The organism is Bradyrhizobium arachidis, assembly GCF_015291705.1.
GTDB lineage: Bacteria > Pseudomonadota > Alphaproteobacteria > Rhizobiales > Xanthobacteraceae > Bradyrhizobium > Bradyrhizobium arachidis.
Map to the genome: position 1 here is coordinate 6,215,988 of NZ_CP030050.1, position 19,742 is coordinate 6,235,729.

The following is a 19,742-nucleotide window of genomic DNA, read 5'->3' on the forward strand; positions in this document are numbered from 1 at the left end:
TGGTTCCGCGAAGACCTCCGGTTGTCGGATCACCCTGCCCTCCATGCCGCCGTAAAGGCCGGCGCGCTGGTGATCTGCCTCTATGTGCTGGACGAGACCGCTGGACGGGCGCCGGGCGGCGCGGCGCGCTGGTGGCTGGCGCAGTCGCTGCGGGCGCTCGGCGCCGAGATCATCGCGCGCGGCGGATCGCTGATCCTGCGCAGGGGAGCGGCGGCCAAAGTGATCTCCGGACTGGCTCGGGAGAGCGGCGCCCGCGCCGTCTATTGGAATGTGATCGAGCAGGCGCCGCACAAGGCGGTTGAGAGCGAGCTCGAAGCGGCGCTGGCAAAGCTCGGCGTGGACTCGCAATGCTTTCCCGGTGACCTGCTGGCCCCGCCCTCCGCGATCCGCAACAAGGAAGGCCGGGGCCTGCGCGTGTTCACGCCGTTCTGGCGGCGCGTGCTGTCGCTCGGCGATCCGCCAAAGCCGCTGCCCGCACCGAAGCAGCTACATCCTGCACCGACGATCGCCGGCGACACATTGGAAAGCTGGCGGCTTGAGCCGGCCAAGCCGGACTGGGCGGGTGGCCTACACGAGACATGGACCCCCGGCGAGGCCGCGGCCCACGCGCGGCTGCGCGACTTCCTCAAGCACACCGCCCGCTCCTATGTCGGCGATCGCGACCGTCCGGACCGCGAGGGCACCTCAGGCCTGTCGCCGCACTTGCGGTTCGGCGAGCTCAGCCCGCGCCAGGTCTGGCACACCGCTCGCTTTGCAGCCGCGGAGGATCCCGCGATCGGGCCCGGCATCGAAAAATTCCTGAGCGAGCTCGGCTGGCGCGAGTTCTGCCGCCACCTGCTGCACGATCATCCCGACCTCGCCACCGAAAACCTGCAAGCCAATTTCGACGCATTCCCCTGGAAGCGCGACAAGAAAGCGCTGGCCGCCTGGCAGCGCGGGGCTACCGGCTACCCGATCGTCGATGCCGGCCTGCGCGAGCTCTGGCACACTGGCGTGATGCACAACCGGGTCCGGATGGTCGTCGCGTCTTTCCTGGTCAAGCACCTCCTGATCGACTGGCGCGACGGCGAGAGCTGGTTCTGGGACACGCTGGTCGATGCGGATGCCGGCAGCAATCCCGCCAACTGGCAATGGGTCGCCGGCTGCGGCGCCGATGCTGCGCCCTACTTCCGCGTGTTCAACCCAACACTCCAGGGCGAGAAGTTCGACCCTGACGGAACCTATGTCCGGCGCTGGGTGCCGGAGTTGAAGGAGCTACCGGCAAAGCTGATCCACCAGCCTTGGCAAGCAACGCCGATCGAACTTGCCAGCGCCGACGTCACGCTCGGCAAGACCTATCCGAAAGCAATCATCGATCACACCAGGGGACGCGAGCGCGCACTCGCGGCCTACGCAAAGATCCGCAAAGGTCGAGCGTTGCTTTGACACAATTATGAAACCCGCTATCGTCATCGCTCCATACAAACCGTGGGGGACGATATGGACGAAGAGAAGCCGATCACCGAACAGGCGATGGAGACGATCACCGCCGCCGTGGAAACGACCAAGGATGCCGCAGTCACTGCCGTCAAGCAGGTCCGGAAAGCCGCCAAGAAGGTCGCGAAGAAAGTAGCGCGGAAGAAGGCGAAGAAGTCTTCGAAGAAGGCCGCAAAGAAGTCGTCGAAGAAGGCGGCCAAGAAGACCGCGAAGAAGGCGGTGAAGAAATCCGCGAAGAAGGCCGCAAAAAAGAAAAAGAAGGCCAAGAAGTCCAAGCGTTGATCGCAAGGTCGAGCACGTCTCCGGGTGCGGGCGCGCCCGGAGACGGCTCCAGCAATACCTACCCCCGCCGTTTGGCCGCCCGCCGGCCCGGGTGATGCTCTCCTTGCGGATCGCGGAATTCGCTGCGATGACCGCGCCGGTCCTCGGCGTTGAAGCGCCGCCGCTTTTCGGGCGAGCCGAACGCCTTGATCACCTTCCTGCCGTTGACCTTCTTGATGACGTAGCCGCCCTCGGTCATCGAGAACGGCTCCCTCAGTGTACCCTTGTGGTCGAACTTGGTGCCGCGGGGATGCTTGAATGGCTCGAACCAGGACGGGTAGACGAAGTTCGACATCTCGAAGCCGCCGACGCGGAAGGAATCCTCCTCCACGGCGTCGCAGACCTCATAGGCATATTGGGTGTTCGGATTCTTGTCGGCCCAGAGATTGGCCATGGGGTCGAGCACCATCTCGAACAGCTCGTGCGAGGCAGCGACGCTGACCGGCTCGTCGCCGAGCGCCTTGACGAATATTTTCGAGATCGGCTGGCCGCGATGGGTCAGCTCGTGGCGCCCGAGCATGTTCTTGTGCGAGGCATCGTCGAAATAGACCAGCTGCCAATCCGTCGGCTTCGGCGTCCGGGTGACATAGAGATCGACCGGATAGCCCCATACGGGCAGGAAGTGCTTGTCGTAGCATTTCTGCAGCGCCGCGGTAAGCCGGCTCATCATGCGGCCGCTGATCGACTCCTCCGCGTAGTTGATGCAGGCAATCCGGACCGGTTTCAGGGACCGGCCGAGCAGCGCACGTCTCGCCTTCTTCATGGAAATCACCGTTGCGAAAGGGGAAGCTGAAATGGGTTCAGCCTAACACGGCGCATCCTGCACGTCAGGGATGTATTCCGCCGCACCTCACCATCCGCCTAGAACCGTCGGTTGACCACGAACACCGCGGCTGCGCACATCGCCATGCCGGCAATCGCCAGCGCATCGAGCTTCTCGCCGAACAGCAGATAGGCCATCAGCGCGGTCACCGCCGGCACAAGATAGAACAGGCCCGCAACCGAGGTCGCCGCGGCGTGGCGGATCAACCAGTACAGCAGCCCGATCGATCCGATCGAGAGCGCGACGGCGAGCCAGGCCAACGCGAGCACGAACTCGCGCGTCCAGTGCACCACGCGGTCCTCGAACAGGAAGGCGCCAATTGCGAAGAAGACGGTGACGGAGACGTATTGCACGAGATTGCCCGCGCGCCAGTCGATGTGGTTGCAGTAGCGGCGCTGATAGAGCGTGCCGAGCGTGATGCTGATCAGAGAGACCACCGAGGCGAGCCAGCCGAGCCCGGCTTCGCCGGTCATCGGGCGGTTGTGCAGGATCATCACCACGCCGCCGAGACCCAGCACGAGCCCGCCCCATTGCACCGGCGTCACCTTCTCGCCGAGCCAGCGGTTGGCGATGGTCGAGGTCAGGATAGGCTGCAGACCCGGAATCAGCGCCGAGAGTCCGGCCGGGATCGAATGCGCGATCGCGATCGCGGTGCCGCCGAGATAGAAGCCATGAACGAGGATCCCGGCAACTGCGCTATGCGCAATGCCGGCACGATCCGGCCATTTCGGCCGCGCGATGCCGGCGATGATCGCCATCAGGCCGACCACGATCGCCATGCGGATGGCGAGATAGGTCAAGGGATCGGCGTTGTTGATGACGTATTTGGTGCCGATGAATCCGGTGCTCCAGAGCACGACGAACAGGATCGGCGCGGCGCGGGCGGTCAGGGCTTCTTGATTATGGTTCATTGCCGCCCTCATGCCTCATGGGGGCCTATGCGGCAATGCGAATTTGTACCTGAGCGGTGTTGCGCTGCGGCAGGCGGCTCAGCTCAGCCGCTCACCATTCTTCCGGACAGGGGTCGATGATCTTCCAGAGATCGACGCCGTTTTTGATCTTCTTCATATCGGTCGTGAGCCCGCCATTACGGCGAATCCAGTCCTTCACTGAATCAGGGTAGTAGGACATCAGGTCGGACGTCCCCTCCGCGCTGGTGACCTTGATGCCGAAGGTGAAGGCCTTGTCGTAATAGGCCTGGTGGAAGCCGAGGCTCGCCTTCGGCGTCACGCAGATCTTGTTCATCGGCACGATGCCGAGCACCAGGGTGCAGGCCGAGTTGCAGATGCCGTCGATGATGACGCGCTCGCCCTTGTCGCGGACGCGCTTGTACTTGACCTTGTACTCCTCGACATAGCCGCCGTGATCACGGGTGATGTGCAACTCGGCTCGCGCCGGCGTGGCGGCGGCGACGGAGAGCAACAGCAAGCTCAGAAGCGTGATGCGCATGGCGGCGTGACGGCGACAGCCTTCAGGAATGGACCGGCCTCAAAGGAGCCCCATAAGGCCGGCGGCAGGATTCTTGATCGAATTCTCTTTGGTCATACTTGTGTGGGGAATTCGTTAAGCATCCCGAAAAGGCCAAAAATGGGCAGCCCTGGAGGCCATTTCCGGCAATTCTGTCACACCCTCCCCGGAATCTGCAGGATTGGCCTCGTTTTCGGACCTTCGGACGGGTGCCCCGGCGGCCCGAAATGGCTATAGATGAGCGACCTATTCGCGCGGGTTCCGGAGAATCGAGATGAGCAAGTTGACGCTTGTAGCCGCAGTTGCTGCCCTGTCGGCCGCAATCCTGGTCCCTGGCCTTGCAGAAGCGCGGGGACATCACCGGTACCACCGCTATCACGCCAACCCGCTGCCCTACCCGATCAGCTATCTGCACAATTACGGCCCCGGCATCACGCCCGGCACCTTCGCCTTTTACGACGGCCCGTCGACCAACCACTGCTACCGCAGCGCCGCCGCCTATGTCGGTCAGGACCGCCGCCGGCACCCCTGCTTCTGAGGGGCGCCAGCGCGGGCATCGCTATCGGCCGGCGCCCGACCGCAGCAGCTGCTTCTCGATCTCGTAGACCGGCGGCTTGACGAGGTCCTTGCCGACCTCGCCTTGCAGCGCCTTGCGCAGGACGTCCGAATAGTCGGCGCGGATCATGCCGAGCGCGCGTGGTGAGGCTACCATGGTCAGGGCCGAGGTCTCGCCCGTACTGACGGCGGCATCGAGCCGGCCAGCAAGGCTCCGCAGGAAGGCGCGCTCGGCCTCATCGTGCCAGTCGGTCTGCTCGACCGAACTGCGAGCGCCACCGGCCGCCCCATGCAATCGACCCGGCGCATCGCTTCCTTGCGCGCTGGTCGCCGGATTGGGCTGCTCGTGCACCTCCCTGGTGTGGAGGTTCGGAAACATCTCGTCGCCGCGGTTTTCCAGAATGAGCGCCTTGCGCCCGTCGCACACGACCAGCCAATTACCCTTGTCCAATCTCATTTTATCCATTTGCACAGCTCCAAGCATCTTGCGGGCCCGTCCTTCGCGTTTCTCGAAAGACTGGTCACCGCGACAAGACTAGGGATGAAGCCGCATAGATGAATTGCGCAAGATCAAGCATGACCGCGATGTTCTGCGGGCCAACAGCAGGGCAGATGCAGCATTGGTCATGTGTGCGAACCTGGGATAGTCTGGCGAGACTAAACAAGTTCAGACTTGGGGCGAACGGCTGAAGATTTGTTCATCAGTATTACATTTCGGTTCCGCCACAATTTGATCAGAACAACTTCGATATCCTGCATCGCGTAAGCAGAGAAAGACATCATGAATCTCAAGATTGGCCTCGTCGCCGCGTCCCTGTTCGGTGCTCTCGCGGCATCGCCGGCGGCGTCCGCCATGCCCATTGCGCCCGCGCCTGCGGCACCGCAGGTCTCCGGCGTCGAGCAGGTCCGCATGGTCTGCAACGCCTGGGGACGGTGCTGGTGGCGCCCGAACTACTATGGATATTACGGGCCACGGCCATATTACGGCCCACAGTATTATGGGCCCCGCTATTACGGTCCGCGCTACTATGGTTATTACGGCGGCTATCGCCGCTGGTGACATTCGAAGGGGCCCTCGAGGCCCCTTCGCTTTTGCGGAATCGAAAACTGCCTATGCGTACCGGCGCGATCGCCTGGAGCGCTTACAAAACTGATCTAGATCAAAGTGGAAATCCGCCAAGCCGTCATTCTGCGACGATGGCCGATTTGATCGTTTTTCGATGCCCGCAGACGGGCATGAATGTGCAGACGCATCTGGAAAGGCAGCAGAGACAGGAGGGACGCAGCTTTGCGTCCTTCGCCTGTCCCGCCTGCACGCGGCTGCATTTCATCGACCTCGCCTCCGGCCAGCCGATGAGCCGGGAACGTTGACGGTGACATTGGCCTGACCACCCTTGGCATGATGTCCGCAATACTACGGCCCGGAATCCGGTTTACTGAAGCCGGATGTTTCGCCATTGATGGCAAAGTGCCGACATTCATTTCATTGTCACATTGCAGCAGCCGGCCTGACGTATGTTGTTCGACGCCCTTGTCCCGTCCTCCGCGCTTCAACTGATCGGCTTTGCCGACGTCGATGCGTTTCGGCCGATCGAGTCGATGGAGGACGCGAGAAGCATTCCGCTCGACGTCTCGAACTTCGCCGCAGCCCGCGCCGTCGTTTCGCTGCCGGCATGCCGCATCATCGTGATGAAGTCATTCGCGCGCATCCTCGACGCTGCCTATCGGATGCCGGGCGGGATGGTGATCCTGTCCATGACCGACGACCTTCAGGTCAATGCCAACGGAATGGATCTCGACGCGCGCTTCTTCGTTGCGCTCCGCGGCAACGAAGAGTGCCATTTCGTCGAACCGCAGACCAATCATTATGCGATGATCATCTTCTCTCCCGGCCTGAAAGACCGGGGTTGGTTCGACCATGCCGACGATCTGCGGGCCTATGTCGCCAACAGGCCCGCGCTGCTGCACACGCGGCAGCTGCTGCTCGACATTCTGCGAACCGCATCGGTGCAGCCGTTCCTGTTCGAAACCACCGAGGCCGCCGCCCATCTCCAGGAGGGCCTGCTGCTCGCGCTCGATGACTTGTTCCGGATCGAGCCGCCCTCGCATCGGAGCGCCTCGGTTCAGGCCGACCGGTCGGCCAAACTGGTGCAACGGATCGACGACTACGTCGCAGCCTATCCGACCGCCCCGATTTACACCGCCGATCTCGCCGGCGAGTTCGGCGTCTCGATCCGCACGCTCGGCGGCGCGGTCAGCCAAGTGCGCGGCATGAGCCTGCACCAGTACATCCGTCTCAAAAGGCTATGGGCCACCCGCGCCCGGCTCCTGAAAGGCGGCGGTGCCACCGTCGCCACATGCGCGCGCGCCCAGGGTTTCCATCATCTCGGCGAGTTCGCCGCGGCCTATCGCGCGACGTTCCACGAGGCGCCCTCCGACACGCTGGCGCGGGGCCGGCAGACCAGGTTTTCGGCGGACTGACCGGCAGGCCTTGCGGCGATGACCCGGAACCCGGCACGCGGGCAGGACAAAGCAAAGGCGTGGCGCGCTCGGAAGGATTCGAACCTCCGACCCTCGGAATCGAAATCCGATGCTCTATCCAGCTGAGCTACGAGCGCCCTGGCCCGTCCGTAGGGCCGCAACCGAGAAGCGCCGGGGACCGCGACTGGCGAGCCAGCAAGGCGGGCGGCGTTCGGACGGCTTCGAATTAGCAGAGAGACTGGCCAATAAAAAGCCCTCCCGGTCTCGTTTCGAGCCAGCCGGGTCAGAGCCGTTCTTACCAGGTGCTGTTGAAGAAGCCGAACTGCGGCCGCTGCGCCATCACCATCATAGGCTGACCGCGCTGCGGAGCCGGATGCGCCCGGGCGACCTTGCGCTTGACCGGGGCCTGCGGCTTGAGGTCGGCTTTCTTGGTAGCATCAGCCTTTGAGCCTGGGGTGAACTGGGCGAACGTCTCGCGTACCCGTGCCTTGGCCGACATCTCCGCAAGGGCGGCTGCCGACGCGGCGTCCGGCGGCTGAGGCGCCGCCACGGCTGTTTTCACCACAGGCGCCGCAATCGTCGGCTGGGTGGTGTCGAGCACGACACGCTCAGGCAGGTGGCGATCGGACCTGATCCGGATCAGCGGTTGATCATTGCTTGCGGTGGCAACAGCCTGTGCCACGGGTGCCGCCGGCACCAGGTAGCTGACCGCGAACAACAGTGCGAGCAAAGCTCCACCGACATAGACGAAATACCGAAAGATGGGCATTGGCCGCACTCCGCCCCCCGCATCCCCGCGTGGGCTCTCCGCCTTAACAGGCGATACTCTAATTGGTTCCTAGCCCGGCCCTTTGGTTCAATTGGCAACGCCAAGATTTTTGGCCAAGGGGTGCGGAGGGCTGCGGACGGTAACTTTTCCGCTACCGGAGGACGCCGTCTTTCAGGTGCGCCGTGCTGCGACCAGCGAACATTTCGCTTGATCCGCGTTCACGTTGACGAAGCCGACGGAGACGCGCGCAAACGTCTTGCGGCTCTTCATGTTGACGGGCTCGGCCAGCACGCGGGTGCGATCGGTGAGATGGCTGCCGTCGCGTCGTGCGAATGCGCAAACGATCTCGATATCCTTTACGGCATAGTCGTTGTCGTTTCGCAGCGTGAACGTCACCAGTGCCTTCGAGCCGAGGCCGCCGCGGCGCCAGGTCTGTGATGAAATCCTGAGATGACCGAGTTCGGCCATTGCCGACGGCGCCTGGGCTTCAGAAGCCGGCGTGACCGCTGCTGATGCATCGCCCGAAGGCGTCGTCTCGACGGATGCAAGCTCAGGCTTCGCCGGCTCGGCGCTGTTGCCCTTGGAAAGAGGCAGCAGCATCCAGACACCGCAGCCGACGATGATGGCCGCCAGCAACCATAAAAGACTGCGGCCGAATGAGACGCTCGCGATCGTCACGCTCCGCGCCAGCCGCTCGCCGCTCCCGGCGAAACGTCCCAAACCGATACGGTCAAGCCTGGCGTTCATCGTTGCACCGATAGCGACCACAGCCCGTTGGACGACAGATCTGGCCGCTGTTTACCTTAATCCGGCAGACGAACTAAGGTTCCCGCGCTTCAGCCGAGTCGGCAAGGGCGGTGGCGATCATCCTCCTGGGCCGCTAACATGCACTGCAACATCGAAAGACCCTGTCGGGAGAACAAGACATGCCATTCGTCGTCACCTGGGATCACGTCCATCTGCGCAGCCCCGATCCGGAGGCCACGGCGACCTGGCTGCGGGACGTCTTGGGTGGTGAGATCGTGCACGCTCCCGGGCGGATCGACGTGAACCTCGGCGGCGCAAAAATCTTCATCGCGCCGCTTGAGGGCGACAACGCCGTCAACCCGCCGCCCCCGCACCCGCATCAAGGCCTCGACCATTTCGGCCTCACGGTGAAGGACATCGATGCCGTCGCGGCCGAGATCAAGGCCAAGGGCGTCACCTTCACGCGCGAGCCGACCACGATCCGCCCCGGCGTGCGCATATGCTTCATCCGCGGCCCGGAAGGCATCTCCATCGAGCTGCTCGAGCGCGACAAGAAATACACCTGACGCAAGCCGCATCAGGCATCAGCCGCCGCGCGAGCACCGTGCGGTGGCGCTACGTCATGCTACCGGGCATGAAGCAGCGGATGGTCACGCCCATGTAGCCGTAGATCGGCCACACCATGGTGCGCCCCACCCGGTTCGGCTCCGAGATCACGGCCTCCTCGGGCACGTCGACCCAGACCATCTCCTGCTGCTGCTGGCGATCGAGCATGGAGCCCGAACGCGGGATGCGGACGCGATAGTGCCCGTCCTTGCTCTCCCAGTCGGTATCCGAGAGCGCCGAGCCGTCGGCATCGGAGCAACACGGCCCCTTGCCGCTGCGCAGGCCGTCGAACCAGGCCTTCAGATCGGCGTTGGTGTTGACGAACTGGCCGCGGTCGCGCGCGTGCCCGAACGGGGCAGCGAGCGCGATCAGCGCGATTGCGCAGGCCAGCTTCGTCACACCTCGCCAGCGTGCCGCGCTGCCAATCCGCCATCGTTCGTTTTTGCAAATCGTGGGACGCGCACTGTATAGACGCGGCTCATCGCCGCCGGAATCGATCCAGTTGCTCACGTTTGTCTTGCTCCAGCACCCCGCGGCCAGTGCAACAATGGTTATGCATTTCGCGGGCCAACTTGATTCGCAACGACTGGCCTCGCCTCATGATGAGACCGTCATATCGGTGTCACAGACAAGTCGGGACAATTACGGTGCGCGTTGCGGGGACAGCTTGGCGGCCGGCAAACTGCCGCGTTGCGCGCGGGATTGCGCTTTGGCATAAAAGCTTTACCGGTTGCGCCATTGGGCGATGGCGGCCGGCCTACGGGACGTTATGAAGAACGGCCTCTATTCGATTCACGTGAGTCTGCTCGATGGTCGAGTCGGCAAGGGCAGCGGCGTGATTCTGTTTCGCGACGGCAGGATTCTTGGCGGAGACGCCTACCTGTTTTACACCGGCAGCTACACCGTGAAGGACAACACCTTCAAGGGCGAGGTGCTGGTGCAGCGCCACACCTCGCCGCGGGGCGATGACAATCCGTTGTTCGGAGGCCCTGCCCCAGTCGGCATCGGCGTCAGCGGCACCTTCACAGACACTCGCGCGGAGATGACCGGCACGGCTCTCGTCGGCAAGGCCAGCCAGATCTTCGGCGCCACCCTGCACCGGCTCGCTGACGCCGATTAGCTATTCCGCGGCCTGCTCAAGCGGCGCGGTGCGCGGCAGGATCATCTGGATACGCGTGCCGCCGCCGGGCTCGGAATCGAGATCGAGCCGCCCGCCGAGGCGATTGGTGACGATGCTGTAGACGATGTGCAGGCCGAGGCCGGTGCCGCCCTGGTCGCGCCGGGTCGTGAAAAACGGATCGAACGCGCGGCGGCGAACGTCGAGCGACATGCCGCAGCCATTGTCCGAGAAGATGATCTCGACATTGTCCTTGCCGGACTCGCGCACCTGGATGTCGATGGTCCCGGGACGGCCGTCCGGGAAGGCGTGTGCCACCGAATTGAGAAACAGGTTGGTCAGCACCTGGCCGTAGGGACCGGGATAGCTGTTCATGGTGAGATCCGGCTGGCACTCGACGTTGAGCGTCAGATTGTGCTTGCGCAGGCCCGGCCGCAAACTCATCACCACCTGCTCGGTGAGGTCGCCGAGATCGAAATTGCGCTGGTCCGAATAGTTGCGGTCGGCCGCGACCTGCTTGAACGACTGGATCAGCTCGGCGGCGCGGTTGAGGTTGGAGACGAGCTGCGAGGAGGCATCGCGGCTGGTGTTGAGGAAGTCGTTGAGCGTGGAGCGGCGAAGCTCGCCGCGCTCGACCTCGGAGGTGAACGTCGCGGTCTTGCGCTCCAGCGCGGAGGCAACCGTCAGGCTGATGCCGACGGGATTGTTGACCTCATGCGCGACGCCGGCGACGAGGCGTCCGAGCGCCGCGAGCTTCTCCGCCTCGATCAGCGAGGCCTGGGTCTCGCGCAGATTGCGCAGCGCGGTCTCGGCGGATTCCTTGGCTTTGCGCATCTCCTGCTCGCCGCGCTTGCGCTCGCCGATGTCGAGCGCGACGGTGACGATCCGCTCGATCTCGCCGTCGGCGTCGAGCAGCGGCAGCTTGTTGACCAGCCATTGCCGCATGTTGCCGGCGGCGTCCTTGTACTCCTCCTCGTAGAAGCCGAGCCCCTTGCGCAGCCTGAGCACGCGCTTGTCGTTCTCGTCGGTCTTGGCCGCGCCGTAGCGCGACATCAGGTCCGCGGTGGTGCGGCCAAGCGCGTCACCGGGCTCGATGCCGAAGATGCCGGCCATGTAGCGGTTCATCAGCACGTAGCGCAGGTCGCGGTCCTTGACGTTGATGACCGCCGGCACGGTATCGATAACCTGCTGGAGCAGGCGCCGGCCTTCGGCGATGGCGTCTTCCGCCCGCTTCTGGTCGGTGATGTCGCGCAGCGTGCCCTCGTAGCGGACGATGTTGCCCTGCTCGTCCCGCACGCCGGTGGCGCTATCGGAGAGCCACAGGATGTTGCCGCTGCGCTGGCGCACCTGGTACTCGAACTCGCGCACCATGCCGTCGCGCGCCATCAGCCGTTGATACTCGTCGCGCGCCTCGGGAAGGACGTAGATGGTGTGGGCAATGTCGTTGATGCTGTCGATCAGGTGCTGCGGGCTGTCATAGCCCATCATCCGCGCCAGCGCCGGATTGGCGTTGAGGAGGTCGCCGGCCGGCGTCGTCACGTAGATGCCGTCGACCGAGCCCTCGAACAGCTTCCGATAGCTCTCTTCCGCAAGGCGCTGCTCGGTGAGCGCGCGCACCGCCGCCTCGCGCGCGGTGTCGGCCTCCTCCAGCGCGCGGCGGAACACTTCGGCTGCGCGCGCGATGTCGCCGATCTCGTTGTCGAGGTCGGCCGAGGGAATCGAGGTGTTCTTCTCGCCGGCCGCGAGCGCGCGAATGGATCGCGCGATCTTTGCCAGCGGCCGGACGGTCCGCCGTACCACGAAGGCGGCCGCGACCATGCCGATCAGCACGCCGACGCTGCCGAGCACGATGCTCTGCCACCGCGCCTCCGCAAGCGTGCGGGCGAAGTCGCGCGACAGCACGTGGCCGCGGCGGTCGCTGACATCGCGTAGCAGCTCGGTGACGCGGCCGATCAGCCGGCCTTCGGTGCCCAGCACCTCGCGGTCGATGTCGGCGATCTGCCGCTCCCGGACGGCGACCGCGATGATGGCCTCGGCGTAGTCGTTAACGGCCGTCTTCAACCCGCTATCGGCGATGTCCATCGTCCGCATGCCCTGCGCCGCCTGCTCGGCCGCGGAGGGATTGCGCGCCAGCAGGCCGAGCGCGATCCGGCTCTGCGCCTCGGACAGGCGGGAGGCCAGCTCGCGGTCCGCGGTGCCGGAGACCGCTGCGTCGAACCGGTCGCGCAGCGGCGGCAGGCCGGCGAGCAGCTGGGCGCGTCGGTCGATCAGGGTCGAGATCCGCTCCAGGCCGCTGCGATAGGTCGCCAGCCGCTCGGTGACCCCGTCGATCATGTCCTGCTGCTCGGGCGCGAGCTCGATGCGGGTCTTCTTCAGGATGTCGCTGAGGGTCGAGGCCGCCTCGCCCACCTGCTTGAACTGGATGCCGGCGCCGGGATCAGTGACGAAGTCGCGCGCGGCGAGCCGCAGCTCGTTCATGCGGCGGTCGATGTCCTCGGCGAGGTCGCCGACGCTCTGGAGCCGCTGGAGCTCGGCGAAGGTCGTGTCGATGTGCCGGATCGCGATAACGCTCGCGGTCGAGGTGACGAGGATCACCGCCAGCACCAGGAGGAAGCTGCCGAAGGTGAGCTGGCCGATGGAGAGCGAGAATGTTCGCTTTTTCTCAGGGGTCGGCGTCAATTCGGCGGACATTGGTGTTTTGAGGACCGGGCTACTGGTAGCCCAATATACGACGTATTGCAGGCCCGGGGGAACATGCCTCGGGACGTCCAATATCCTTAAATATTCCGGCCTACCGCCCTCCTCCGTCTCGACTTTATGACGCCCTGGCGCTGGCCCGCCGGCCAGCCGGGATCGTCATGGCGGCGACGCCGAGGACGACGCAGGCGAGCCCGATCCAGGCGGTCCGGCTCAGGGTCTCGCCAAGGAAGGCGACGCTGATGGCGACCCCGATGGGAACACGCAAGTACGCCTGCGCGGTGGTTCCGACCGAGCCCAGGGTCTGGATCAGGCGGAAGTAGATCGCGAACGCCGCCGCGGTCGAGAATACGGCGAGCGCAAGCAGGGCCAGCACCGAGCTCAGCGAGGGCGTTACCATCCAGGGCTGCTCGACGACCAGCGAGGCCGGGATCAGCACCGCCGCCCCCGTCAGCAGCGAGCCGGCCGCCGGCGCCATGGGATCGAGGCCCTTGAAGCTGCGGCCGAAGATCGCGGCGCAGGCATAGCAGATGGTGGCGGCGACGATCGCGGCCTCCGCAACGATGCCGCCGCCGATGTCATGAACCGCATCGACGCCGACGATCAGCAGGATGCCGGCCATGCCTGCGACCACGCCGAACAGCTTTCGCGGCGTCGTCGCCTCGTGGCGGGTGACGATTGCGGTGAGCAGGAAGGTGAAGATCGGTCCGGCCGAGTTGAGGATGGTGGCAAGCGCGGCATCGACGTGGCGCTCGCCCCATGCGATCAGCGTCCAGGGAATGACGCTGTTGAGCACGGCCTGGAACGCGAAGCGCTGCCAGGTCGCGGCATCCGTCGGCATCCTGATGCCCCTCACCCACATCACGAGGAGCAGCAGCAGCCCCGCGATCGCCGTGCGCGCCGCGATCAGCGTGATCGGCGGGATGGTGGCGACGCCGAGCTTGATGAAGGTGTAGGAGCCGCCCCAGAGCGTTGCGAGCGCGACCAGCAGCGCCAGCTCGACGGCGATGTTGGTGTCCTGCCTGATATCCATCGTCCGTCCCGTCCATTTCGCAATAGACGGAACCTAGCGCGTCCCCGCTCGCTAATACTTCGTTGTGTGTCGAAGTGTATCAGCCGACCGCGCCGACCTCGAACACCTCGCCGTCATAACCTGCCTCGCGAGGGATGCGGAGCTGGCGCCCGGTTTCGGTCTTGGTCATCACAGGCATCACCGTGATGATGGACATGCCGCGGGCGTGCTCCATCGCAGCGTTCACGTTTGGCTGCTTGGCGAGCCGGATCAGATTGCGCGTGGTCGGGAACGGCAGCTTGAAACGGCCGCTCTCGCCGCCCTCCACCGCCTCGCGCGGCGAGACCCAGATGGAGTCGGTGGACTCACGGCCGTCATGCGCGCCGAGCTGGTCGGGCGGCGCTGCTGCGAGGAAGAACCAGGTGTCGAACCGCTTCGGCATGCCCTCCGGCGTGATCCAGTGCGCATAGGGCACGAGCGTATCGAGCGCGAGCTGGAGGCCGTTGTCGGCGAGAATGCTGAGGAAGCTGATCTTGTGCTCGTTGAGCGCAATGCGGTGCGCGTCTGCGATCTCGCCAGCACGCTTGGCATCGATTGGCGCGCCTGTGTCCTTCGACCGCGCCAGCAGGATGCCGCTCTCCTCGAAGGTCTCGCGGATCGCGGCGATCCGAAAACCGCGGCCCGCTTCGCTCAAGCCCTCGCCGCCTGAATAGAGGTCGGCGCGGGCGACGATCTCGTTGTCGCCGGCATCGACGCTGCCGCCCGGAAACACCAGCGCGCCCGAGTTGAACTCGATCTGATGATGGCGGACCATCATGAAGACTTCGATTTCCTTGACGCCATCGCGCAGCAGGAGGATCGTCGAGGCCGGGCGTGATGCTGATGTCTCGGGCATTCAACTAACCTGCAGCGCTGGATTGCGGGCCGAGATTGGCGCGCTTGTCGAAACGGGCGACGCGCGACAAGAGGTAGTCGACCTCCGCCTTTGCCGTCGCCGTCATGGTCGCGCCGGGCTTACGCTGCGCGCTGGAGGCGATGATGCCGCGCTTCTGCAGCACGTATTTGCGTACGGTGAGGCCGACGCCGGGCTGCTGCTCATAGCGGATCAGCGGCAGATGCGCGTCGAAGATGTCATGCGCGGCGTCGCGCTTGCCGGCCTTGGAGAGGTTCACGACGTCGATCAGCAGCTCGGGGAACGCGTAACCGGTCATGGCGCCGTCGGCACCGCGCTCCATCTCGAAATCGAGGAATGTGCCGCCATTGCCGCAGAGGATCGAGAGCGGACGCAGCGAGCCGTCCTTCTGGAAGCCGCGCAGGGTCGAAATCTTCTCCAGGCCCGGCCAGTCCTCGTGCTTGAGCATCACGCAGTTCGCATTGTCCATGACGATCTTGCGGATCACAGCGGGAGTGAACACGACCGAGAGGGTCAGCGGGTAGTCCTGGAGCACCCAGGGAATGTCGGGGCCGATCGCCTCGGCCGCCTGCTTGAAATAGCCGACGATCTGGTCGTCGGTGCGAAGCGAGGGCGGCGGCGCGATCATCACGCCGGCCGCGCCGGCGTCCATCGAGGCTTTCGCCAGCGAGCGCATGGTGGCAAAGCCCGGTGCGGAGACGCCGACGATCACCTGCATCTTCTTGGCGCGCTTGACGTAGCGCACCGCCACCTGCTCGGCTTCAGTGGCATCGAGCTTGGGAGCCTCACCGAGGATGCCGAGCACCGTGACGCCGTCGCAGCCGACCTCCTCGTAGAAATCGGTCAGGCGGTCGATCGAGCGCTCGTCGATCCGGCCGTCGTCGTGGAACGGCGTCGGCGCGATTGCGAAGGTGCCCTTGGCGTCGGCGGTGAGTTTCATCAGTCTCTCTCTCTTTCTCCGTCATTCCGGGGCGCGCGCAGCGCGAACCCGGAATCTCGAGGTTCCGGGTTCGATGCTTCGCATCGCCCCGGAACGACAACAACAGCTAAAACCTCCGCGCGCCCATCTTGATCTGCTCCTCGGAGAAGAAGATCTCCTTGGCGTGATCGACGATGTCCTGGGCGTTCCAGCCCGAGTGCGGCGGTTTCCAGCCTTCCATCTCCATCATCCGCATTTCGCGCACGCCGCGGGGCCCGGACACGCCCAGCACCTTGCCGGTCTGGTCGCCCGACAAATCGCTAACCATGTATAGCACGGCCGGCGCGATGCCGTCCGGCCCCAGCGCCGCGCCGGGGTTCTCCTTATAGCGGGGCAGGTCTGCGGTCATGCGGGTCAGCGCGCCCGGGGCGAGCGTCCAGATCCGGATGTTGTACTTGCGGCCCTCGATCGCCAGCACGTTGGAGAGGCCCCAGATGCCGCCCTTGGCCGCGCCGTAATTGGTCTGGCCGAAATTGCCGATCAGGCCCGAGGTCGAGGAGGTGTTGACGATGACGCCGCCACCGTTTTCCCGCATCCAGCGAAACACCGGCATGGTGCAACAAAAGGTGCCCTTCAGATGCACCTTGATGACCTTGTCCCAGTCGGCCTCGCTGGCCTTGTGAAAGGTCTGGTCGCGGAGGATACCCGCGTTGTTGACGAGGATGTCGGCGCGGCCAAAGTGCTTGATGGCGTCGTCGAACACCGACTGGCCGCCTTCCATGGTGGAGATGTCCGCACCGTTGGCGACCGCCTTGCCGCCCTCGGCCTTGATCGCATCCACCACCTGCTGCGCCATCGACTTGTCGGCGCCTGAGCCGTCGCGGGGGCCGCCGAGATCGTTGACGACGACCGAGGCCCCTTCCCTCGCGAACAGCTTGGCGTAGGCCCCACCGAGCCCGCCTCCCGCGCCGGTGATCAGCGCGACCTTGCCGTCGAGTAGTCCCATGGTGGCTTCTCCCTGTTTGTTTTTTTCTTCACCTCTCCCCGCTTGCGGGGAGAGGTCGATCGCGTAGCGATCGGGTGAGGGGTACAGGTCTCACTACAGTCTCGGTTCGTGGTGAGAGCCCCTCACCCCGCCCTCTCCCCGTAAGAACGGGGCGAGGGAGCGAGACATCGGCGCCCGCCTAACCCAGCACCGTCTTGCCGTTCTTGATCACGGTGACGCCGCGCGACTTCACCTTGGCCTCGAACGAGATCACGTTGCCGTCCTTCCAGAGGTCCATGGTCACGGTCTCACCGGGATAGACGGGCGAAGAGAATCGCGCGACGTGCTGGCGGAACGCGCTGGCGTCGTAGTCGGCATAGGTCTGGAGCACGCCGCGGCAGGTGATGCCGTAGGTGCACATGCCGTGCAGGATCGGGCGCGGGAAGCCGGCCTTCCTGGCGAATTCGGGATCAGAGTGCAGCGGATTGCGGTCGCCGCAGAGGCGATAGACCAGCGCCTGGTCCGGACGCGTGACGATGTCGATGGTCTTGTCGGGCGAACGCGTCGGGATCTTGTGCGGATCGGGCTGGGTCAGGTTTGGCCCGCCGAAGCCGCCGTCGCCGCGCGCGAAGCGCGAGGCAACCAGCGTTGCCAGCTTCTCGCCCTTCTCGTTCTTTAGCACGGTCTGGTGGCTGATGACGACGCCCTTATCCTTGCCCTTGTCGTAGACCTCGAGCACGGAGGATTCTGCGGTGATGTTGGCTGCCACCGGCAGCGGCTGATGGAAGGTGATGTCGCGCTCACCGTCCACCACCATCACCCGGTTGAGGTTCATCTCGCCGGGACCCGAACCCCAGGCCGCAACGGAGGCAAAGGTCGGCACCACCTTCAGCGGCCGCGGCGTGAACGTGCCCTCGTTGACGAAGGCGAGCTCGTTCTCGTCCATGGGGTCTGCACCCAGGCCAATGCCGTAGGCGTAGAGCATGACCTCGCGATCGCCGTAGGCGTATTTCTGACCGAGGTTTTTCAGGCCTTTGAGTTCTTCGTATCTGGCGGACATTTTTCTGGTTTCCTCCCGGTATTCCTCTCAGCGAGCAACGGCGGTTGAGAATGTGCCCTCTCCCCTTGCGGGAGAGGGCAGCACCGCCCTTGCAACAAACTCACTCGGGTGAGGGGTTGCCTCCGCAATGACACTTCTCGTGTGGAGAGAGACCCCTCACCCGGCAGCCTTCGGCTGCCACCCTCTCCCGCAAGGGGAGAGGGTTACGTCTTGCATCACATCAGGCCGGCGTGAAGAACGGCAGCGGGGCGCCGTCGGTCGGCTTGAACACCACCTTCACCTTCTGGCCGATCCTCAGCTTCTCGAGATCGCAGTCGACGAAATTGGTCTGCACCGACGGTCCTTCCTTCAGCGTGACGTAGCCGATGGCGTAAGGACCGGTCGGTGACTTCCGCATCAGGCTCCAGGTGTAGATCGTCCCCTCGCCCGACGCCTCTTCCCACACCGTCTTGTCGGAGTAGCAGAACGGGCAGATCGAGCGTGGGAAGTAATGCGCTTCGCCGCAGGCGGTGCAGCGCTTGATCATGAACTTGCCCTGCTTGGCCGCATCCCAGAATGCGGCGGTCTCGGGGTTCGTCACCGGGGCCGGATACTTTTTCGCTTCGCTCATCACACGCGCTCCAGAATGGCCGTCGAGGCGGCGTGGCGAACACCCAGAAGGCCGCCGGTGCCGTGGGCGATGGCGAGATCGCAATTCTTGACCTGCACCTTCGGATGCGCTTCGCCGCGCAGCTGCCTGACGGCCTCGATGATCTTGGTCATGCCGCCGCGGTTGACGGGATGGTTGCTGCAGAGGCCGCCGCCATCGGTGTTGAACGGCAGCTTGCCGACACCCGAGATCAGATTGCCGTCGGCGACGAACTTGCCGCCGTCGCCCTTCTTGCAGAAGCCGAGGTCCTCGAGCTGCATCAAGACGGTGATGGTGAAGCTGTCATAGATCGAGGCGTATTTGATGTCCTTCGGCGTAATGCCGGCTTCCTCGAACGCGCGCGGGCCGGACCAGACGCCGGCGGAGTATGTGAGGTCGAGATCCTTGCCGCCGCGCGGGCCCTTCATGGCCTCGCCATGGCCGATCAGGCGGACCAGCGGCTTCTTCAGGCTCTTGGCGATTTCCGGCGTCGTCACGATCAGCGCGCCGCCGCCGTCGGAGACGACGCAGCAATCCATGCGATGCAGCGGATCGGAGATCATCGGCGAGTTCAGCACATCCTCGACGGTGACGACGTCCTTGAGCATCGCATGCGGATTGTATTGCGCGTGATGCGAGGCCGCGACCTTGATCCACGCGAGCTGCTCGCTGGTGGTGCCATAGTCGTGCATGTGGCGCATGGCACACATGCCATAGGCATTGTGCGTGGTCGCGCCATACGCGGACTCGAAATCGACCTCCGCGCCGGCCGCACGCGGCGGCATCACACCGGTACGCGGCTTGCCGGCGAGCGTGATCAACGCGATCGAGCACTTGCCGGCGGCAATGGCTTCGGCGGCGTGGCCGAGATGAATGATGTAGGAACAGCCGCCGGTCTCGGTGGAATCAACGTGGCGGAGCTTTTTGGTGTTCAGGCCGAGATAATCGACCATCGGCCAGGCGCCACCGGGCGCGTCGCCCGCGCAGAAATAGCCGTCGACATCGTCCTTGCTGATCCCGGCATCCTCGATCGCGCCCTTGGCGACCTCGGCATGGAGCTGGGCGGTGGATTTGTCCGGCGCATGCCGGGTCGGGTGTTCGTAGATCCCGGCAATGTAGGCCTTGCCCTTGATGGTCAAAACAGAGGTCTCCGCTCGCGTTTCTTC

23 protein-coding genes and 1 tRNA gene are annotated in these 19,742 nt (G+C 64.6%); 8 read left to right on the forward strand and 16 right to left on the reverse strand.

The annotated features are described in order from the left end of the window. The first annotated feature begins 21 nt into the window (after positions 1 to 21). Both WN72_RS28970 and WN72_RS28975 read left to right on the forward strand, forming a co-directional pair. Positions 22 to 1,425, forward strand: a complete 1,404-nt coding sequence (locus tag WN72_RS28970; protein WP_244554013.1) for a cryptochrome/photolyase family protein — start codon at positions 22 to 24, stop codon at positions 1,423 to 1,425. Between the two features lie 54 nt (positions 1,426 to 1,479). Beyond that, positions 1,480 to 1,758 carry a hypothetical protein gene (locus WN72_RS28975; protein ID WP_027559833.1) on the forward strand — a complete coding sequence of 93 codons (279 nt, stop codon included), beginning with the start codon at positions 1,480 to 1,482 and terminating at the stop codon, positions 1,756 to 1,758. A 58-nt stretch (positions 1,759 to 1,816) separates the two neighbouring features. On the opposite strand, the gene WN72_RS28980 is transcribed toward WN72_RS28975, so the two are convergent. The 3 genes from WN72_RS28980 to WN72_RS28990 all read right to left on the reverse strand — a co-directional run bounded on the left by WN72_RS28980 (position 1,817) and on the right by WN72_RS28990 (position 4,069). Beyond that, complete coding sequence (locus tag WN72_RS28980) at positions 1,817 to 2,560, reverse strand: hypothetical protein (protein ID WP_167381190.1); 744 nt, start codon at positions 2,558 to 2,560, stop codon at positions 1,817 to 1,819. 98 nt (positions 2,561 to 2,658) lie between these two features. After that, positions 2,659 to 3,531 carry a DMT family transporter gene (locus WN72_RS28985; protein ID WP_092220665.1) on the reverse strand — a complete coding sequence of 291 codons (873 nt, stop codon included), beginning with the start codon at positions 3,529 to 3,531 and terminating at the stop codon, positions 2,659 to 2,661. Between the two features lie 91 nt (positions 3,532 to 3,622). Next, positions 3,623 to 4,069, reverse strand: coding sequence for a hypothetical protein (locus tag WN72_RS28990; RefSeq protein ID WP_092220663.1), 447 nt, complete (start codon positions 4,067 to 4,069; stop codon positions 3,623 to 3,625). Positions 4,070 to 4,361: 292 nt separating this feature from the next. Between WN72_RS28990 and WN72_RS28995 the strand changes: the two genes are divergently transcribed. Then, entirely contained in the window at positions 4,362 to 4,625 is a 264-nt protein-coding gene (locus WN72_RS28995) for a hypothetical protein (RefSeq protein WP_027559837.1), read from the forward strand. A gap of 21 nt (positions 4,626 to 4,646) precedes the next feature. Here the strand turns inward: WN72_RS28995 and WN72_RS29000 are convergent, their stop codons facing one another. Beyond that, on the reverse strand, positions 4,647 to 5,108 hold the full coding sequence (locus tag WN72_RS29000) for a host attachment protein (protein ID WP_092220661.1): 462 nt from the start codon (positions 5,106 to 5,108) through the stop codon (positions 4,647 to 4,649). A gap of 315 nt (positions 5,109 to 5,423) precedes the next feature. On the opposite strand from WN72_RS29000, the gene WN72_RS29005 reads away from it, so the two are divergent. The 3 genes from WN72_RS29005 to WN72_RS29015 all read left to right on the forward strand — a co-directional run bounded on the left by WN72_RS29005 (position 5,424) and on the right by WN72_RS29015 (position 7,123). Continuing rightward, positions 5,424 to 5,702 carry a hypothetical protein gene (locus tag WN72_RS29005; protein WP_027559839.1) on the forward strand — a complete coding sequence of 93 codons (279 nt, stop codon included), beginning with the start codon at positions 5,424 to 5,426 and terminating at the stop codon, positions 5,700 to 5,702. A gap of 53 nt (positions 5,703 to 5,755) precedes the next feature. Further along, complete coding sequence (locus WN72_RS29010) at positions 5,756 to 6,013, forward strand: hypothetical protein (protein WP_167336464.1); 258 nt, start codon at positions 5,756 to 5,758, stop codon at positions 6,011 to 6,013. 144 nt (positions 6,014 to 6,157) lie between these two features. Next, entirely contained in the window at positions 6,158 to 7,123 is a 966-nt protein-coding gene (locus tag WN72_RS29015) for an AraC family transcriptional regulator (protein ID WP_167381189.1), read from the forward strand. A gap of 60 nt (positions 7,124 to 7,183) precedes the next feature. Here the strand turns inward: WN72_RS29015 and WN72_RS29020 are convergent. From WN72_RS29020 to WN72_RS29030, 3 genes are all read right to left on the reverse strand, one after another. Then, a tRNA-Arg gene (locus tag WN72_RS29020) sits at positions 7,184 to 7,260 on the reverse strand. A 158-nt stretch (positions 7,261 to 7,418) separates the two neighbouring features. Next, on the reverse strand, positions 7,419 to 7,892 hold the full coding sequence (locus tag WN72_RS29025; protein WP_027559841.1) for a hypothetical protein: 474 nt from the start codon (positions 7,890 to 7,892) through the stop codon (positions 7,419 to 7,421). 171 nt (positions 7,893 to 8,063) lie between these two features. Continuing rightward, on the reverse strand, positions 8,064 to 8,639 hold the full coding sequence (locus WN72_RS29030) for a hypothetical protein (RefSeq protein ID WP_027559842.1): 576 nt from the start codon (positions 8,637 to 8,639) through the stop codon (positions 8,064 to 8,066). 179 nt (positions 8,640 to 8,818) lie between these two features. Between WN72_RS29030 and WN72_RS29035 the strand changes: the two genes are divergently transcribed. Further along, on the forward strand, positions 8,819 to 9,205 hold the full coding sequence (locus WN72_RS29035; RefSeq protein WP_027559843.1) for a VOC family protein: 387 nt from the start codon (positions 8,819 to 8,821) through the stop codon (positions 9,203 to 9,205). Positions 9,206 to 9,254: 49 nt separating this feature from the next. Here the strand turns inward: WN72_RS29035 and WN72_RS29040 are convergent, their stop codons facing one another. Further along, positions 9,255 to 9,755, reverse strand: coding sequence for a hypothetical protein (locus WN72_RS29040; protein WP_027559844.1), 501 nt, complete (start codon positions 9,753 to 9,755; stop codon positions 9,255 to 9,257). Between the two features lie 259 nt (positions 9,756 to 10,014). Here WN72_RS29040 and WN72_RS29045 point away from each other — a divergent pair, with 259 nt between their 5' ends. Next, the gene (locus tag WN72_RS29045; RefSeq protein ID WP_027559845.1) at positions 10,015 to 10,365 is read left to right on the forward strand and encodes a GrlR family regulatory protein; all 351 of its coding nucleotides are present in this window, start codon (positions 10,015 to 10,017) and stop codon (positions 10,363 to 10,365) included. Here the strand turns inward: WN72_RS29045 and WN72_RS29050 are convergent, their stop codons facing one another. The 8 genes from WN72_RS29050 to WN72_RS29085 form a co-directional block, all read right to left on the reverse strand. Continuing rightward, on the reverse strand, positions 10,366 to 13,053 hold the full coding sequence (locus tag WN72_RS29050) for a PAS domain S-box protein (RefSeq protein ID WP_027559846.1): 2,688 nt from the start codon (positions 13,051 to 13,053) through the stop codon (positions 10,366 to 10,368). A gap of 124 nt (positions 13,054 to 13,177) precedes the next feature. Next, entirely contained in the window at positions 13,178 to 14,092 is a 915-nt protein-coding gene (locus tag WN72_RS29055) for a DMT family transporter (RefSeq protein WP_092220657.1), read from the reverse strand. A 79-nt stretch (positions 14,093 to 14,171) separates the two neighbouring features. Continuing rightward, positions 14,172 to 14,966: an NUDIX hydrolase gene (locus WN72_RS29060; RefSeq protein WP_092220654.1), complete on the reverse strand. Its 795-nt coding sequence runs from the start codon at positions 14,964 to 14,966 to the stop codon at positions 14,172 to 14,174. A gap of 4 nt (positions 14,967 to 14,970) precedes the next feature. Continuing rightward, positions 14,971 to 15,924 carry a dihydrodipicolinate synthase family protein gene (locus tag WN72_RS29065; protein WP_092220652.1) on the reverse strand — a complete coding sequence of 318 codons (954 nt, stop codon included), beginning with the start codon at positions 15,922 to 15,924 and terminating at the stop codon, positions 14,971 to 14,973. A 106-nt stretch (positions 15,925 to 16,030) separates the two neighbouring features. Continuing rightward, positions 16,031 to 16,909, reverse strand: coding sequence for an SDR family oxidoreductase (locus WN72_RS29070; RefSeq protein ID WP_092220649.1), 879 nt, complete (start codon positions 16,907 to 16,909; stop codon positions 16,031 to 16,033). Between the two features lie 178 nt (positions 16,910 to 17,087). Then, positions 17,088 to 17,948 carry a MaoC family dehydratase gene (locus WN72_RS29075; protein WP_092220647.1) on the reverse strand — a complete coding sequence of 287 codons (861 nt, stop codon included), beginning with the start codon at positions 17,946 to 17,948 and terminating at the stop codon, positions 17,088 to 17,090. A 220-nt stretch (positions 17,949 to 18,168) separates the two neighbouring features. Further along, entirely contained in the window at positions 18,169 to 18,558 is a 390-nt protein-coding gene (locus tag WN72_RS29080; protein WP_027559852.1) for a Zn-ribbon domain-containing OB-fold protein, read from the reverse strand. Then, complete coding sequence (locus WN72_RS29085; RefSeq protein WP_028146251.1) at positions 18,558 to 19,715, reverse strand: thiolase domain-containing protein; 1,158 nt, start codon at positions 19,713 to 19,715, stop codon at positions 18,558 to 18,560. Before WN72_RS29085 ends, WN72_RS29080 begins: the two co-directional genes overlap by 1 nt. Between the last annotated feature and the right edge of the window lie 27 nt (positions 19,716 to 19,742).

What these genes read in the sequence shown, in the direction of transcription:
- WN72_RS28975 (WP_027559833.1), top strand. Translation starts at nt 1,480, where the DNA reads ATGGACGAAGAGAAGCCGATCACCGAACAGGCGATGGAGACGATCACC.
- WN72_RS28980 (WP_167381190.1), bottom strand. Translation starts at nt 2,560, where the DNA reads ATGAAGAAGGCGAGACGTGCGCTGCTCGGCCGGTCCCTGAAACCGGTC.
- WN72_RS28985 (WP_092220665.1), bottom strand. Translation starts at nt 3,531, where the DNA reads ATGAACCATAATCAAGAAGCCCTGACCGCCCGCGCCGCGCCGATCCTG.
- WN72_RS28990 (WP_092220663.1), bottom strand. Translation starts at nt 4,069, where the DNA reads ATGCGCATCACGCTTCTGAGCTTGCTGTTGCTCTCCGTCGCCGCCGCC.
- WN72_RS28995 (WP_027559837.1), top strand. Translation starts at nt 4,362, where the DNA reads ATGAGCAAGTTGACGCTTGTAGCCGCAGTTGCTGCCCTGTCGGCCGCA.
- WN72_RS29000 (WP_092220661.1), bottom strand. Translation starts at nt 5,108, where the DNA reads ATGGATAAAATGAGATTGGACAAGGGTAATTGGCTGGTCGTGTGCGAC.
- WN72_RS29005 (WP_027559839.1), top strand. Translation starts at nt 5,424, where the DNA reads ATGAATCTCAAGATTGGCCTCGTCGCCGCGTCCCTGTTCGGTGCTCTC.
- WN72_RS29010 (WP_167336464.1), top strand. Translation starts at nt 5,756, where the DNA reads ATGCGTACCGGCGCGATCGCCTGGAGCGCTTACAAAACTGATCTAGAT.
- WN72_RS29015 (WP_167381189.1), top strand. Translation starts at nt 6,158, where the DNA reads ATGTTGTTCGACGCCCTTGTCCCGTCCTCCGCGCTTCAACTGATCGGC.
- WN72_RS29025 (WP_027559841.1), bottom strand. Translation starts at nt 7,892, where the DNA reads ATGCCCATCTTTCGGTATTTCGTCTATGTCGGTGGAGCTTTGCTCGCA.
- WN72_RS29030 (WP_027559842.1), bottom strand. Translation starts at nt 8,639, where the DNA reads ATGAACGCCAGGCTTGACCGTATCGGTTTGGGACGTTTCGCCGGGAGC.
- WN72_RS29035 (WP_027559843.1), top strand. Translation starts at nt 8,819, where the DNA reads ATGCCATTCGTCGTCACCTGGGATCACGTCCATCTGCGCAGCCCCGAT.
- WN72_RS29045 (WP_027559845.1), top strand. Translation starts at nt 10,015, where the DNA reads ATGAAGAACGGCCTCTATTCGATTCACGTGAGTCTGCTCGATGGTCGA.
- WN72_RS29050 (WP_027559846.1), bottom strand. Translation starts at nt 13,053, where the DNA reads ATGTCCGCCGAATTGACGCCGACCCCTGAGAAAAAGCGAACATTCTCG.
- WN72_RS29055 (WP_092220657.1), bottom strand. Translation starts at nt 14,092, where the DNA reads ATGGATATCAGGCAGGACACCAACATCGCCGTCGAGCTGGCGCTGCTG.
- WN72_RS29060 (WP_092220654.1), bottom strand. Translation starts at nt 14,966, where the DNA reads ATGCCCGAGACATCAGCATCACGCCCGGCCTCGACGATCCTCCTGCTG.
- WN72_RS29065 (WP_092220652.1), bottom strand. Translation starts at nt 15,924, where the DNA reads ATGAAACTCACCGCCGACGCCAAGGGCACCTTCGCAATCGCGCCGACG.
- WN72_RS29070 (WP_092220649.1), bottom strand. Translation starts at nt 16,909, where the DNA reads ATGGGACTACTCGACGGCAAGGTCGCGCTGATCACCGGCGCGGGAGGC.
- WN72_RS29075 (WP_092220647.1), bottom strand. Translation starts at nt 17,948, where the DNA reads ATGTCCGCCAGATACGAAGAACTCAAAGGCCTGAAAAACCTCGGTCAG.
- WN72_RS29080 (WP_027559852.1), bottom strand. Translation starts at nt 18,558, where the DNA reads ATGAGCGAAGCGAAAAAGTATCCGGCCCCGGTGACGAACCCCGAGACC.